This is a genomic window from Archangium sp. (assembly GCF_036389735.1).
Taxonomy (GTDB): domain Bacteria; phylum Myxococcota; class Myxococcia; order Myxococcales; family Myxococcaceae; genus Archangium.
On record NZ_DASVWK010001104.1, the window covers coordinates 1 to 14,799 of the forward strand.

Here is a 14,799-nt window from a genome sequence, read left to right on the forward strand (position 1 = left end):
GGTGGCGCCCGTGCCTCCGGTGCCTCCCGTTCCGGCCGTGGCTCCTCCGCCCATGCCTCCCGTTCCCCAGAACGAGCTGGACGCGGACGAGGTGAAGGAGCGCATGCGCGAGAAGATGAAGGAGGCGCGGCGCTCCCGCAGCGGCGCGAGTGACCTGGTGGCCCGCGGCCGCTCCCTGGAGGTCAAGGAGGGCGAGTCGGTGGACAGCGCCGTCGTCTACGGCGGCAACCTGACGGTGAAGGGGCACGTGGACGACGACGCGGTCGTCTTCGGCGGCAACCTGGAGATCACCGGCCACGTGGAGGGTGACGCGCACGCCTTCGGCGGCAACGTCGTGCTCGGCCCGGGCGCGGTGGTGGACGGAGACGTGTCGTCCTTCGGCGGCAGCGTCCTCAAGCAGGACGGCGCGCAGGTGGAGGGCAGCATCGAGTCCTTCGGCGGCGCCCACATCGGCCGCATGGTGGCCGGGGAGCTCAAGGAGAACCTCCGGGACATCAGGGAGCAGACGCGGAACGCCGCCCGCGCCGAGCGCGACGAGGAGAAGGACGAGGAGCGCCATGGCAGCGGGTTCGCGGCCTTCCTGGTGTGGTTCGCCATGCTCTTCGGGACGGGCTTCCTGGGACAGCTCTTCTTCCCGGGGCGGATGAAGGAGCTGGGTTCGGAGATCAAGCTGCAGCCGGTGAAGAACGGGCTGGTGGGGCTGCTGGGGGCGCTGGCGATGCTGCCCATCACGGTGGTGCTGACGGTGACGCTGATCGGCATCCCGGTGATGCTGGCCCTGTGGGTGGTGGCCTTCCTGACGACGGCGTTGGGCTTCGCGGCGGTGGCGGGCGAGATTGGCGCGAGACTGCCGGTGCTGCGCGGCCGCAAGACGCAGGCGATGGTGCTGGCCCTGGGGCTGCTGATCCTCCTGGCGGTGGGCCACATCCCGGTGCTGGGCCCGCTGGTGCTGACGATGGCGACGCTGGTGGCCTTCGGCGCGGTCATCCGCACCCGGTTCGGACACCGCCAGCGGGGCATGCCGGAGCCCATCTTCTCCGAGCGGGTGCCGGGCTGAGCGACGGTCGTCTCACCTGAAGCAAGCACCCCACCGGGGGGCGGCACGAGGCGCTGGGGGGCGCGTCGGGTCGCCCCCCGGTGTTTTTTTCAAGCCCCCTCGGGCCCACCCGCGAGCAACATCCGCTCGCCCATGTCCGGATGCGCGGGCTCCAGCAACGAGGTGCCACGGTACAGCTTCCGGGCCGCCACGAACCCGGCGACCCGCATCACCGGGCGAGGCACCAACGAGCCCAACCGCATCATCCACCGGTAGGCCAGGCCCGGGTACACGAGGGCCGCGGCGCGCTCGAACCCCTCGAGGGCCTCGCGGGCGCACTGGGCGGCGGAAATGCGCAGCCACGAGGGCGTCTGGCCTTCGAGATCCTCCGTGCCAGCCACCTCGCTGAACTCGGTCTCCACGGGCCCGGGCGCCACCTGAGTCACCACCACCCCCGAGCCGAGCACCTCCAGCCGGAGCGACTCGGTGAACCCGTCGAGGAAGCGCTTGGTGCCCGCGTAGACGGCCAGCCCTGGGAGGAACACCCGTGCCCCTCCGGAGCTGATGTTGAGGATGCCGCCGTGCCTGCGCTCCACCATGTGCCGCAGCAGCCGGTGGGTGAGCAGCACGGGCGCCGTCACGTTCACCTGGAGCATCTGGTGGATGCGCGACCAGCTTTCCTGCTCATAGAGGCTGTAGTCGCCCAGGCCGGCGTTGTTCACCAGCACGTCCACGCGCACCAGGTGCCTGTGCAGCGACTCCAGCAGCGTGTCCACGGCGTCCGGGTTGGCCAGGTCGCACTGCTCCACCACCACGCCCAGGGTGGGGTTGAGCACGAGCAGCTCGTCACGCAGCGCCTCCAGCCGCTCCAACCGGCGGGCCACCAGCACCAGCGTCCGGGCCCTCCGGGCTAGCTGCCGGGCGAGCTCCCTGCCGATACCCGACGAGGCCCCCGTGATGAGGATCGTGCCGGAATCGATGGGTGGACGCATGAGCTCCTCCTTGTTTCGACGAAAGGGAAAAGTAGCCACCTGCCCCCTCCCCCACATGACGCGCCGGGCCGAAAGCCCTCCGGGCCACCCGGCTCACCGTCCAGGAAATCCAGACCGTCCTGTTTCACTACGAACCCCAGGAATCCAGATGTTCTGATTGCGGACATCCGTTCCGCGCCCGTAAGGTCCGGCACTGACTCGGCTTTGCGCCGAAACTGTGCAATCCGTTTACACCTGCACTCCAGGAACAGGAGCATGCATGCTCCACTCCGGGTGCGAGGCGGGGCCCGCTTCCGAGGGAGGACGAAGCCGCGCACTGCTGGCACGGCCCGTGCCTCTAGGGAAGGCGCTCGTGCACTCCCGCGCGAGGAGAAAGCCCCCTTTTATGAACCTGAAGATTGTTCGTGCGTTCCTGGTGGTTGGTCTGACGGGCTGTGGTGTCGCCGAGCTGCCCCAGGACGTTCCGAATGCGGAGCTGGGCTCCACGGAGTCCAACGTCATCGTGGGCTCGGTGAACTGGAGCAGCGTCACCTCGCTGAGCTCCACCAGCACCGAGCGCACCCGGTCCAAGGCGGTGGGCTACCTGTCGATTCCCGCCGTGGGCAGCCGCTGCACCGCGTGGCTCGTGGGCACCGACAAGGTCGTCACCAACAACCACTGCATCGGCAGCAGCGCGGACGCGGTGGGCGCCAAGGTGTCCTTCAACTACGAGGACGGCGTCGCCTCCACCAGCCGCATCTGGTACGACTGCTCCACCTTCGTGCGCACCTGGTCGGCCGAGGACATGACGGTCCTCACCTGCAAGCCGCTCAACGGCTACTACCCCGGTCAGGTGTACGGCAAGCTGACGGTGGCCAGCGGCAACGCGGCCAACAGCTCCGCGATGTACGTCGTCCACCAGAACTGCGACTACAACGCCACCCCGAGCTGCGTGCCGACGAAGAAGTACTCACCGGGCTCGGTGCTCAACACCAACTGGAGCAGCAACGAGCTGTCCTACAACGCGGACACGCTGGGCGGCTCCTCGGGCTCGCCGGTGCTGGGCGGCGCGGGCAGCACCTACGCGCACCTCGTGATCGGCCTGCACCACGTGGGCGTGGGCTCCAACTACAGCAGCACCGCCTACAACACGGGCGTCGAGGCCTCGGCCATCAAGGCGCGCCTCGCGGAGATCGGCCTGTAGTCCAGAAACGGGGTACGCGCCTCAGAGCGGCTCCAAGACGCTCGGAGGCGCTTCCCTCGGGATGTGACCGGCATCCCAGGGAGCCGCCGAGAGGATTCGCTCCACCTCCAACTCCTCGGCGCGCTCCACCTGGAGTTCCCGGAGCAATACCCGGGCGACCCGGATCTCCGAGGAGTCGAGCTCGGAAGGCAGGGACTCGAACACCTCCACCAACAACCGCTGGGCCTCCCGACTCCGCCCCTGCTCTTGAAGCAGATGGCACAGGCTCAAGGCGGCCCGCACCTCGATGCAGCGCGCCCCGGACCGCCGGGCGATCTCGATCGCCTCCTGGAACTCGACCAGCGCCTTGGCGGCTTCACCGTTGCGGAGCAGCAGCTCGCCACGCACCCGGCGCATCTCGGGATCCTCCAGGTGCTCTCCCGCCCGCACGCCCCAGGCCAACCCCTCCTTCACCGCGGCCAACCCCTCGGAGATGAGCCCCATCCTCAAGCGCGCATGCGCGAGCAGACAGAAGAAGAACGTCCAGCCCACCTCCGCTCCGGCCTGCCGCATGCGCTCGAGATCCCGCAGCACCATGCCGTAGCCCTCCTGCTGCCGGCCGAGCACCAGCAGTGCCCACCCACGCAGGGCGGGAGCCCACCCCTCCCACGTCGGGAACAGTCCCTGTTCGAAGATGACGAGGGCCTTGTCGGCCGCCTCCAGCATCCGCTGGACATCGAACCGGACCCAGTGCAGCAGGGCGGTCGCCTCGTACACCAGCAGAGATGTGTAGGGATGGCCCAGCCGCTCGGCACGTCGCACGGCCAGCTCGATGAGTCGCAGCCCCCGCTGCTGCTCACAGCGGATGATGCAGCACACCGCCTCGAAGGCCAGGGCCATCGCCAACGGCTCGGGCTCGAGCAGGCCGAGGGACTGTGGCTCCGGCACCTCTTCCAGGGAGCCCTGGGCCACGGCCTCGTGGAACAACGCCTGCGCCTCTACCACCTCTCCTTTCAAGAGCTGGCTCATGCCTCCCATCAACCGGCCCACCACCTGGAGTTGCGGCACCCCGGCTCGCTGGCCCAGGGAGACGAGCTGCTCCGAGAGCGCGAGCGCCAGCGTGAAGTCCAACCGCATCATGTTCTTGACGAAGAGCCCACCGCAGGCGGCGAGGAGCACGGGGATGTCCCTCACGTCCTGGAACAGCTCCGGGATGCGGGCGTAGATCTGCTCCACCTCGGGCGCCGAGTAGCTCCGGGTGGTGATCAGCGCCTGGCCGAGGAGCACGAGCAGCCGCAGTTCCTCCTCGACCCGCCGGGCCGCTCGTGGCAGGCGCCTGAATAGCGTGAGCGCCTGCTTCAGGTGGGCCACGGACTCCTCGAAGGCCGAGCGCTGAAGGGCCAGCTCTCCAGCCTGGGCCCAGTACCGGATGGCCGGTTCCAACTCCCCCGCCTGGGTGTAGTGGTAGGCGATCAACTCGGGCGGTGCCGCGACGGCTCCCTCCACCGGGTGCTCCAGGAGCGAGGCGAACCGATGGTGGTACTGCCGCCTGCGGGGCTTCAGCAGGGACTCGTAGGCCGCCTCCTGGATGAGGGCATGCTTGAACTCATAACGCGGCTCCGGGTCCTCCCCCTTGCACAGGAGCAGCCCCTCCTCGACCAGCTCCGCCAGGTCCCTCCCCAAAGTGGTGACATCGCGCTCCGAGAGAGCGGCCAGTTGTCCCTGGGTGAAGTTCCGGCCAATCACGGCGCCCTTCCAGGCCAGCTCCTTCTGCTCCTCGGGGAGGAGGTCCAACCGGGCCAGGAGCAGTTCCTGCAAGGTGACGGGAAGCGCACCCACCGTGGGCGCCTCGTCACCAGGAGCGGCCCGGGTGAGCACCATGTGGGTCAGCTCCTCGACGAAGAGGGGAATGCCCTCCGTCCGCCGCACCAGGAACTTGAGCGTCTCCCGGGGCAGGTCAGGGCTGTTCTGGGTGAGCCGCCGAACCATCTCGGCGGTGTCCTCCGCCGCGAGCCGGTCGAGCACGAGCCGGTGGATGCCAGGGTGGCGCCGCCAGGGGAGCCGCAATTGGGGGCGCGTGCTCAACAGCAGGAACATCCCCGCCAGCTCGATGCGCTCCTGAAGGAGGGTGAGGAGTTGCAGGGTGGACGGGTCGGCCCAGTGCAGATCCTCCAGGACGAGGAGCAGCGAGCCCGAGCCTCCCCTTCCCGAGAACCTCGCGGGCAGCCGCAGCAGGACGGTGGCGAGTGTCTCCAGGGTGCGCTCCCGCTGCTGCTCGGGCGACAGCACCAGGGGCGGCAGCTCCTCGCGCGGGGGAAGGCACAGCAGCTGCCCGAGCAACAGCAGGCTCTCCGGGAGGGGCATGTCGAGTGTCTTCAACACCTCCTCCAGGCATGCCCACCTGTGCGCGGGTGGGGCCTCCGGATCCAACCCGAACAATTGCACCATCCACTCCAGCACCGGGTGGAAGGCGCTGCGGCTGAGCTGCGGCCAGCACTGGCTGGACACACAGCGCTCCCCCTCCCGGGAGACGTGCTCGCACAGCTCCTGGATGAGCCGGGACTTGCCAATGCCCGCCTCACCGCTGAGCACCACCACCGCTCCCTGTCCCCGGCGAGCGCCCTCCCAACGGGCGATGAGCTGGCGCAGCTCATCGGTTCGGGCCACCAGCGGGGTCAGGCCCCGGGTCCGCGCCCGCCCGAAGCGGGTGGTCTCCAGCCTCTCGCCCACCACCCGGTAGACACCCATCCGCGTTACCCCCACCGAGGAATAGGGAGCCTGCTGGCCCAGCGGCGTCGTCACGAAGTTCCCCCGCGCTCCCTGACACGTGTTCTCGCTCAAGTTCGCCGTCTGGGCGGCCGCCTGCCTCGCCAGCCACCTCGCCACGTGAGGCGCCTCGCCCTGGATGGAAGGCGAGTGCCCCTTCACCCCGGAGGGATCGAACACGTCCAGCACCACCATGTCCGTGTGCACGCCCACGTGCACCGCGAGCCCGGCCTGCTCCGCCCGCGGCAACTCCTCCCCCACCCGCGTCAAGGCGAGCGCCGTCCGCACCGCGCACAGGACGTCATCTTCCCGGGCCAGCGGATAGCCGAAGCACCCCAGCACCTCGTCGCCCATGCGCATCGCCACCCACCCCCCATGTCGCTCGATGATGCGCGAGCAGACCTGATGGAAGGTCGCCTGCCACTCGCTCACGTCCTCGGAGTCGAAGGACTCCAGGTGCCCCGAGAGCCGGCAACACACCAGCGACACCTGCCGGCGGTGGGGGATGAATTGCGTGGGCGGCGCATCGGAGGAAGGAGCCAGGCGCCACTCCAGCACCCGCAGCCGCTCGCGCATCTCCAGCGCGCTCTGGAAGCGCCGGGCGGGCGCCTTGGCCAACGCCCGGGTGAGGAACCGATCCACCAGCTCGGGCAGGTCCGGACGGCGCGTGCGCATGGGCGGCACCGGCTCGGCCGAGAGCACCCGTTCGCGCAGCACCTGCCAGTCACGGGCGTCATAGGGCACATCCCCGGTGAGCATCAGGTACAGCATCACTCCCGCCGCCCAGATGTCGGTGCGCAGATCCTGGGGCTGCCCCCACCACTGCTCCGGGGCCATGAAGGCGGGCGTTCCCCCTCGGGGCCGCTCGCGCGAGGAGTCGAACCGGGCCAGGCCGAAGTCGAGCAGCTTCGCCCGCCCGTCCGGGAGGATGAACACGTTGCTGGGCTTGAGGTCCCTGTGGATGATGTGACGCGAGTGGGCATGCGCCAGCCCGGCCGTGACGTCGCCCATGATGTGCAGGGCGCGTGGCAGCTCCAGGGAGCCGTGCAGCAAGATCGTGTCGAGCGATTGCCCGGACAGACTCTCCATGATGAGGAAGGGAGCCCCCTTCCATTCGGAGACATCGAAGATGCGGACGATGTTCTCGTGATCGAGCTGGGCGACCAGCCGAGCTTCCTCCTGGAGGAGCCTGTCCAGCGACTCCTGGGAGAACTCCCGACCCGGAGAGATGAACTTGAGGGCGACGATGCGCTGGAGCACCTCGTCTCGGGCCTGGACGACCTGTCCCATGCCTCCCCTGCCGAGCTTCCCGAGGATCTCGAAGCGGCGGCCATCCCTCCCGCCGAGCCGCTCTCCTGGCTGGGGAGCGACGGGTAGCGGGGAGAATTCGCTCACCTCACGCAGGAAGGAATCGCCGTAATCGGAATCAGTCCTGGGCCCGCTATCGTCGCCATCGCGTTGATTCATGGTGCTCCCCCACGCGTAACGATGATGACCCTCGTCGACAATGACAGAACCGATCCCGCTGACCGGGTGATGCGCTGTCAGGGTGCCGCGGGTGCTTCTTGGAAAGGACCGCCTTTCCGGCCCCCTGCCCCACGCTGTCTGTCGCGGAAGAAGGCCGCGAGTTGCTCCGTGCTCTGGAGGAACAACTGGTCGAAGAGGCGCTGCATGCGGCCGAGGAAGGGACGCACCACCCAGGAGGGGGTGTAATAGACACGCCAGCGGAAACTCGTGCCCCCCTTGGCCGGCTCGAAGGTGGCTTCCTGTAGGACCTGCCTGGCGATCGGTAGGGTGCATCGATCGAGCGAGGCGAACCAGCACCGCCCGCGTTCCGCCTCGAGCGTGCGGACCCTCACCGTCATGAAGGTGAAGGACTCGTCGTAGATGCGCTGAGCAGGCGGCGCCTCCGGCGTGAGCATGTCGATGCGCACGAATTGATCGACCCACTCACCGCCATGGGTACAGGTCGAGAACTCGTCGTAGACCTGTTCGGGTGGAGCTGGGATCCATGCACGGTGGTCGAGCTTGTACCGGGCTTCCCGGGCGAAGGACGGAGTGGTGGGAGTGAGCCCGAAGAGGAGAGGCGGCCACGTCAGTCTGGACGGATGATGGATGAGTGCAGGTGCATGAATCATGGGGACACCTCCATCAGGAAGACGGAGGTCCCCGGGTTTGTGAGCGAAAGCACACCCAGGCTGTCGGCTGTCCTGACGGCCCACCGGGCGCTCCCATGCCGTGAGACAGTGCCGGCCATGGCCGCGATGCAATCCGCCCCCCACGTGCTCCGCTCCGTCTTCGGCTTCCCCGGCTTTCGCGAGGGGCAGGAGGCCGTTGTCTCGCGGCTGTTGGACTCCAGGTCCGTGCTCGCGATCTTCCCCACCGGAGCTGGCAAGAGCCTCTGCTACCAGCTCCCCGCGCTGATACTGGAGGGCGTCACGCTGGTCATCTCACCACTGATCGCGCTGATGAAGGATCAGATCGACTTCCTCACCAGCCGTGGCATCGCCGCCGCCCGGCTCGACTCGACGCTCGGACCGGAGGAGATCCGCCAGCTCTACTCCGACTTGAGGTCCGGGACGCTCAAGCTGCTCTACATCGCGCCGGAGCGGCTGGCGAACGAGCGGTTCCTCCAGACGCTCCGCCGCCTGCGCATCGCGATGCTCGCGGTGGACGAGGCCCATTGCATCAGCGAGTGGGGTCACAACTTCCGGCCCGACTACATGAAGCTCGCCTCGCTCGCCAGGACGCTGGGGGTGGAGCGGGTGCTGGCGCTGACGGCGACCGCCACGCCCTCGGTCGCCCGGGACATCGCCGCCGCGTTCGACATCGCGGCCGGGGATGTCATCCAGACGGGGTTCCATCGGCCCAACCTCTCGTTGCACGTCACGCCCACCCACGGTGGCGACGAGCGCCGGCAACTGTTGCTGTCGCGCCTCCGCTCCCGCCCGCGGGGGCCGACGATCGTCTACGTCACGCTCCAGCGCACCGCGGAGGAGACGGCCGACTTCCTCTCCGACAGCGGCTTCTCCGCCAAGGCCTACCACGCCGGCATGGAGCCCGAGGTGCGGCACCAGGTGCAGGACTGGTTCATGGGCTCGTCCGACGCGGTGGTGGTCGCCACGATCGCCTTCGGCATGGGGATCGACAAGAGCGACATCCGGTCGGTTTATCACTGCAACCTGCCCAAGAGCCTGGAGAACTACGCCCAGGAAATCGGCCGCGCGGGCCGTGACGGCAAGCCCTCCACCTGCGAGCTGCTGGCGGCCATGGAAGACGTGACGGTGCTGGAGAACTTCACCTACGGCGACACGCCCACGCCCGAGGCGGTGGCCGGCGTGCTGCGGCACGTGCTCGGCCAGGGCGAGACGTTCGACGTCTCCATCCACGAGCTCTCCGGGGCCCACGACGTCCGTCCGCTGGTCATCGAGACGCTGCTGACCTATCTCGAGCTGGACGGTCTGCTCGAATCCACCGGCCCCTTCTATACGGAGTACAAGTTTCAGGCCCTGAAGCCGCTCGAGGAGGTCTTCGCCGGCTTCGACGCCCCGCGTGCCGACTTCCTGCGACGCGTGTTCGCCCACGCCGAGCCCATGAAGACCTGGTCGCGGCTGAAGCTCGACGACATCTCCGGGAAGATTGGCGAGCCGCGCCAGCGCCTCATCACCGCCCTCAACTACCTGGAGGAGCAGGAGGCCCTGAAGCTCCAGGTCACGGGCGTGCGCCAGGGCTATCGCCTGAAGCGGAGCGACTTCGACGTCGCCGGGCTCACCCAGACGATGGTGGGGCGGTTCAGCGAGCGGGAGAGCCGGGACGTGCGGCGGATGCGGCAGGTGCTGGACCTCGCCGACCACGAAGGCTGCCGCACCCGCTTCCTGCTGACCTACTTCGGCGAGGACCTGGACGCCGACTGCGGCCACTGCGACTGGTGCGCGGGCGAGCGCCCCGGCAAGCTGCCGCCCCCGGCCGTCAGACCGCCGGGAGCCAGCGAGGTCGCGAAGCTGAACCAGTTGCGAGCCGAGCGCCACGAGGCCCTCGCCTCTTCCCGGCAGGTGGCGCGGTTCCTCTGCGGCATCAACTCGCCGAGCGCCACCCGCGCCAGACTCACCAGACACAAGCTGTTCGGCCTGCTGTCGGATGTGCCCTTCAAGCAGGTGCTCACCTTCGTGGAAGGCGAGGCGACCCGCGTGTAGCCCCAGTCGCGGGCCTCGCGCGGGTCATTCGCCAGCGCGGGGGAAGTGTGTCGGCGTGAAGGACGGGCCGAGCACTCGGGGACCGTCCTTCCCCCACTGGATGGGATCGATGCACATCCGGCGAGCCGTCCGCGCCGGATCCCACGCGTGGTAGACGATGACGTCCTGCCCGTCAGGGCCGGCGACCACGGAGTTGTGCCCGGGGCCGATCACCCTGTCCGGCACGGTTTTCAGCAACGGAGGAATGCCGGTCGGCTCGACCCAGGGCCCGAGCGGGTGATCGGCCACGGCGTAGGCGACGCCGTACGTGGCCTCCAACCATGAACCGCCGGAGTAGAAGCAGTAGTAGCGGCCCTCGTATCGGCGGACGAAGGGGCCTTCCAGCGTGTGCCAGTCGTAGACCTGCCCGTACATCTTCCGCTGGCGCAGGAACACCTGCCAGTCGCCACTGGGGCGCAGGATGGTGCGGCTCGGCCCGCGCAGCCGGGTCATGTCGTCCAGCACGTTGACGGCGAGCATGGTGCCCACCCGGTCTCCCTCGAGCACGTCCCGGGCGTGGAAGAGGTACCAGGTACCGTCCTCGTCCCGGAACGGGCTCGCGTCGATGGCGAAGCGCTCATCCGGGGTGAGGTTGATGCCCTGATCGATGAACGGGCCGGTCGGCTGGTCGGCGACCGCGACCCGAAGATGGTGGCCGACGTCCCCATGCCCCACGGAGTAGTACATCCACCATTTCCCGTGAGCCTCGGCGACTTCCGGCGCCCAGTAGTCGCCTCCGAGCTCCGGGGGCAGCAACTTGAGGGCTCCCCCCACGCTGCGCCAGGTGACGAGATCGGTGGAGGTGAGCACTTCGAAAGCGTGCCCATCGACCACCCGGCCGGTGCCATAGGCGACATAGCCCCCCTCGACCCGCAGGACGAAGGGATCCGCGAAGTAGGCGTCGTGCACCGGATTGCAGTAGCGAATAGTCATGACGGAATGACTACAACATGAGTGGCTCGGGTTGAGGAAGCATCGCCCACCTGGCAGTCAACCCCGCTCCGGGTCGCATCGCCCGGGGTCGGGGACCTCCGTACCTTGCGCCTTCCCCTGTGTCGTCACGGAGCGCAAGGAGCCCACATGCCGAGAGCCACCGCCGCCATCTCCAGCCGAGGTGTGTCCCCCTACTGCAGCTTCGCGCTGGTCACGCTGCTCTCCCTGCTCGTCGGGTGCAAGGACACCCCGCCTCCGGACAGCCCGGCTCCGGAGCCCTCGCCCCAGCCCGTCCGGCAGATCGTCGACACCCCTTTCAAGAAGGCGCCACGCCCCATCATCGGAGCGCTCCGCGATCCGCTCGACAAGTTGCCCCAGGTCGAGAACTTCGAGCTCGTCGGCTACAACCCCTTGCCCAATCCTGGAGATACCCGGCCGCGAGGCCGCAACGGCCCCATCGACATCTCCGGTGACTGTCTCTATGTCGGCAGCCGTATCGGGCGCCGGCCGGGAACGGGCTCGGACTTCGGCACACCCGCGCTGCCTCCGGAAATCCTCATCGTGGACATCCGCGAGCCGAGCAAGCCCGAGGTGGTGGGAGCCCTGCCCACCATCCTCAACGCCACCTCCCGCGAGCTCCGGACCATCCCCGACCTGAACACCCTCATCGTCATGAACTTCCGGGAGACGGGGCCCGACAGCGGTGAGGTGAACAACTACCAGGTCTATGACATCACCGACTGTCGCAAGCCGGTTCTCAAGCAGACGCTCCCCCTGGGGATCGATCGGCCGCATGAGTTCTTCCTGTGGCGGGATCCACGCAACTCGGGGCGCTTCCTGCTCTTCTCCGCCATCCACCTGGGCAATGTGAGGGAGCCCTCACTTCGGGTGTTCGAGCTGCGTGACCCGCCCAACGGCCCCATCAGCCCCGACCCGGTGGCAACCTTCACGCTCTTCCCGGCGGTGCCCCGTACGGAACCCATCGACCCGGGCGCCTACCGGGATGACCACTTCGTCTTCAACGCGGAGCGGCCCGCCACGCAGCGCAACAACGTCCACTCCATGTCCGTGTCCCAGGACGGGACGCGGACGTACGTGGCCAACATCCACGCGGGCTACTACATCCTGGACAGCTCGCGCCTGACCCAGGGCCTGCCGTGTACTCCTCACACCGTCACCGCCGACGCGACGACCAACACGGATCTCAACCTCTGCCTGCGCAAGGTCAACCCGGATCCAGGCGCTCGGGTGGACTTCACCCCCCCCAATGCGTGGACCGAGCACTCCGTGTACCCCGTCCCGGGCCGGCCCTACCTCCTCGTCTCCGGTGAGCGCAACGGCGTGGACACCTGCCCCTGGAGCTGGGGCCACATCCTGGACATCACGGTCGAGCGCTTCCCGCAGGCGATCTCGCGCTACATGGTTCCCGAGAACCTGGAGGCCAACTGCTTTCCCGGGGGCCCGGGCGATCCGGCGCTCCTGCGCGAGTTCTCCCCGCACCAGCAGCTCGTCTTCCCCAACCTGTTCTTCATCTCCTGGTACTCCGCGGGCCTGCGCGCCTGGGACATCTCCAACCCGGTGCTGCCAATGGAAGTGGGCGTCTACGTGCCCAAGCCCGTCCCGAATATCGTGGAGCTGGTCCGCAACAGCCAGGACGTATGGGTATGGTCCCACCCCATCCTCTACAACGGCCTCATCTACGTCTCCGATGAGAACAACGGGCTCTACGTCCTGCGCTACAAGGGCCCTCGCGCCGAGGAGCTGCCGCAGCAGGGACGGGTCATCAGCAACACCAACTTCTAGGACGCACGTGGCACGCCAAGGCCTGCTCCTCGAGGCGTGGCGAACATGACGCCGACGGATTGATGGAGGCGGCGGGAATCGAACCCGCACCGGGCGGTGCGAAACCTCTAGCAGAATCGCGCCCTTACCTCGTAACCGCCCGGAATGGCTTGGAGTCATTACCCCGCCGCGTCCCGTGTCGTCCCGTCCTGGGCCAGCCCATTCCGCAGGCTCCTGCGACATACGTGCAACATGGTGGACGTGGTAAGTGCTGGGGCTCGTGGTGAGCGTCCAAGCTGGCCAAGTCGACGCGACGGGCCTCTCTGTAAGTGCTAGAGGCCTCGTGGTGAGCGGCCAGGCGGGCGCGTCGGACACGTCGACGGGAACTGATCGCTGGGGCCTCGTGGTGCGTCCTGACGGACCGGACGCGGGGCCTCGTGATGCTGGCGCCTCGTGGCGAGCGTCGGGGCTTGTGGTGCCACCCAGGACGGACGGGGCCACCGCCGGAAGCGGGCCTTGTGGTGAGCGCTGGGCTTGGAGCCCCTAACAAAACTGAACCTTCAGAACCCACGCCCTCGGGCGTCCTCGTAACTTCGGCGGTTTTGTTAGGAGTTCTAAGGGAGTAGCTGGTGCAGAGGGAGCGAGGAAGGCTGCTGACCGGTGTCACCCCGACTGAGGACCAAGCCGGTAAAGAGACCGTGCAGCGCCCTTGGGGAGACACGCCAGCGCAGGCCTCTCTCCCATGAGGTCCCCTTACCCGTGAATGGATACGGGGAACTGAATTCCCCGCTCCCATTCATCGAAGCACCTACTACTTGGACCTCGTCAAATACACCGTGCGACTGGAATCATCTGACTGGAACGCCACATGAAGCCGGGCATTGAAAACGGCCATGGATGGGGCACTTCCCATGCGGATATCAGGGTAGCCCACGGCGGGCGCAATCCAGCTCACGCCATCTGCGGAGGAGGTGACGAATAGCTGATGACTGTAGTCATTCGCCTGGAAAGCAGTGTAAATCCGACCATTGAAAACGGCCATGGATGGGGCGCTTCCAAGACTAATACCAGGATAACCCACGGCAGGCGTAGTCCAGTTCGTGCCATCCACAGAGGAAGTGACGAAGAGTTGATGACTGTAATCATCGGCTTGAAAAGCCAAGTAGAGCCGGTTGTTGAACACGGCCATGGATGGGGCACTTCCCATGCGGATACCAGAGTAGCCCCTGGCGGGCGTGGTCCAATTCACGCCATCCGCAGAGGAAGTGACGAAGAGTTGATGACTGTAGTCATTCGCCTGGAAGGCCATGTATATGCGGCCATTGAACATGGCCGTTGCCGGAGTGCTTCCGGTGGAAATTCCAGTTAGCGGAACAGCCGGGGAGTCCAGAGTGGACGGCGGAAGTGGGTTGGGGGGCGTTACGTTACAATTCAACGGACCGCCACAGGATAGCCCATTATAGAACCACCAAACGATTGGACCGCCAGGGTCCTCCCCCTCGAAACTAAAGAACTGACAATTATTATTGAAACCCCAAGACGTGGGTACCGCAAGCCACAGGGAATAACTTGGCAGACCCTGAGACGAGGCAACAACCTGATTCCAGCAACTGCTCGCTGGCGTCTGAGAGCAGTTCGTCTGAGCTAGGTTGGTCCTCTGGCCCTGCATTGGAGGGCTCTGGTCTACTACTTGGTAACACCGCGTGTCTGCATTTGCTGCTGCAGGGATGATGGTTGTTAGAAAGACAGCCAACACGAAAGCAATCTGCCGCATATTGTCCTTGAATTCTTGCCAATGCTTGGCACCAAAAGCACGCATCTGACAGCACTGCCTGTTGCCGGAGACATTGCGCTAATCTCCAGGGGTGGGCAAGCAGCCGCTCGGGGAGGGCTCGG

Annotated in this window: 9 protein-coding genes; 4 read left to right on the forward strand and 5 right to left on the reverse strand. The window is 67.2% G+C overall.

What is annotated here, in order from left to right; all coding sequences use genetic code 11:
• A partial coding sequence (locus tag VF794_RS39695) for a polymer-forming cytoskeletal protein (protein ID WP_331118908.1) occupies positions 1-1,057 on the forward strand: 1,057 nt, incomplete at its 5' end.
• A gap of 89 nt (positions 1,058-1,146) precedes the next feature.
• Here the strand turns inward: VF794_RS39695 and VF794_RS39700 are convergent.
• Positions 1,147-2,028, reverse strand: a complete 882-nt coding sequence (locus tag VF794_RS39700; RefSeq protein ID WP_331118910.1) for an SDR family oxidoreductase — start codon at positions 2,026-2,028, stop codon at positions 1,147-1,149.
• Positions 2,029-2,413: 385 nt separating this feature from the next.
• Here VF794_RS39700 and VF794_RS39705 point away from each other — a divergent pair, with 385 nt between their 5' ends.
• Complete coding sequence (locus VF794_RS39705; RefSeq protein WP_331118912.1) at positions 2,414-3,211, forward strand: trypsin-like serine peptidase; 798 nt, start codon at positions 2,414-2,416, stop codon at positions 3,209-3,211.
• 21 nt (positions 3,212-3,232) lie between these two features.
• Here the strand turns inward: VF794_RS39705 and VF794_RS39710 are convergent, their stop codons facing one another.
• Positions 3,233-7,423 (reverse strand): protein kinase domain-containing protein, encoded by a 4,191-nt coding sequence (locus VF794_RS39710; RefSeq protein ID WP_331118914.1) that lies wholly within the window; start codon positions 7,421-7,423, stop codon positions 3,233-3,235.
• Positions 7,424-7,500: 77 nt separating this feature from the next.
• Positions 7,501-8,094: an SRPBCC family protein gene (locus tag VF794_RS39715; protein WP_331118916.1), complete on the reverse strand. Its 594-nt coding sequence runs from the start codon at positions 8,092-8,094 to the stop codon at positions 7,501-7,503.
• A 117-nt stretch (positions 8,095-8,211) separates the two neighbouring features.
• Between VF794_RS39715 and VF794_RS39720 the strand changes: the two genes are divergently transcribed.
• Complete coding sequence (locus VF794_RS39720) at positions 8,212-10,149, forward strand: RecQ family ATP-dependent DNA helicase (protein WP_331118918.1); 1,938 nt, start codon at positions 8,212-8,214, stop codon at positions 10,147-10,149.
• A 24-nt stretch (positions 10,150-10,173) separates the two neighbouring features.
• Here VF794_RS39720 and VF794_RS39725 read toward each other — a convergent pair whose 3' ends face one another.
• Positions 10,174-11,121, reverse strand: a complete 948-nt coding sequence (locus VF794_RS39725; RefSeq protein ID WP_331118920.1) for a glycoside hydrolase family 43 protein — start codon at positions 11,119-11,121, stop codon at positions 10,174-10,176.
• Positions 11,122-11,268: 147 nt separating this feature from the next.
• Here VF794_RS39725 and VF794_RS39730 point away from each other — a divergent pair, with 147 nt between their 5' ends.
• A complete protein-coding gene (locus tag VF794_RS39730; RefSeq protein ID WP_331118922.1) occupies positions 11,269-12,924 on the forward strand; it encodes a hypothetical protein in 1,656 nt (551 codons plus the stop codon).
• 790 nt (positions 12,925-13,714) lie between these two features.
• Here the strand turns inward: VF794_RS39730 and VF794_RS39735 are convergent.
• Complete coding sequence (locus VF794_RS39735) at positions 13,715-14,212, reverse strand: hypothetical protein (RefSeq protein WP_331118924.1); 498 nt, start codon at positions 14,210-14,212, stop codon at positions 13,715-13,717.
• Positions 14,213-14,799 lie beyond the last annotated feature (587 nt).

What these genes read in the sequence shown, in the direction of transcription:
- VF794_RS39735 (WP_331118924.1), bottom strand. Translation starts at nt 14,212, where the DNA reads ATGGCCTTCCAGGCGAATGACTACAGTCATCAACTCTTCGTCACTTCC.
- VF794_RS39705 (WP_331118912.1), top strand. Translation starts at nt 2,414, where the DNA reads ATGAACCTGAAGATTGTTCGTGCGTTCCTGGTGGTTGGTCTGACGGGC.
- VF794_RS39725 (WP_331118920.1), bottom strand. Translation starts at nt 11,121, where the DNA reads ATGACTATTCGCTACTGCAATCCGGTGCACGACGCCTACTTCGCGGAT.
- VF794_RS39710 (WP_331118914.1), bottom strand. Translation starts at nt 7,423, where the DNA reads ATGAATCAACGCGATGGCGACGATAGCGGGCCCAGGACTGATTCCGAT.
- VF794_RS39700 (WP_331118910.1), bottom strand. Translation starts at nt 2,028, where the DNA reads ATGCGTCCACCCATCGATTCCGGCACGATCCTCATCACGGGGGCCTCG.
- VF794_RS39730 (WP_331118922.1), top strand. Translation starts at nt 11,269, where the DNA reads ATGCCGAGAGCCACCGCCGCCATCTCCAGCCGAGGTGTGTCCCCCTAC.
- VF794_RS39715 (WP_331118916.1), bottom strand. Translation starts at nt 8,094, where the DNA reads ATGATTCATGCACCTGCACTCATCCATCATCCGTCCAGACTGACGTGG.
- VF794_RS39720 (WP_331118918.1), top strand. Translation starts at nt 8,212, where the DNA reads ATGGCCGCGATGCAATCCGCCCCCCACGTGCTCCGCTCCGTCTTCGGC.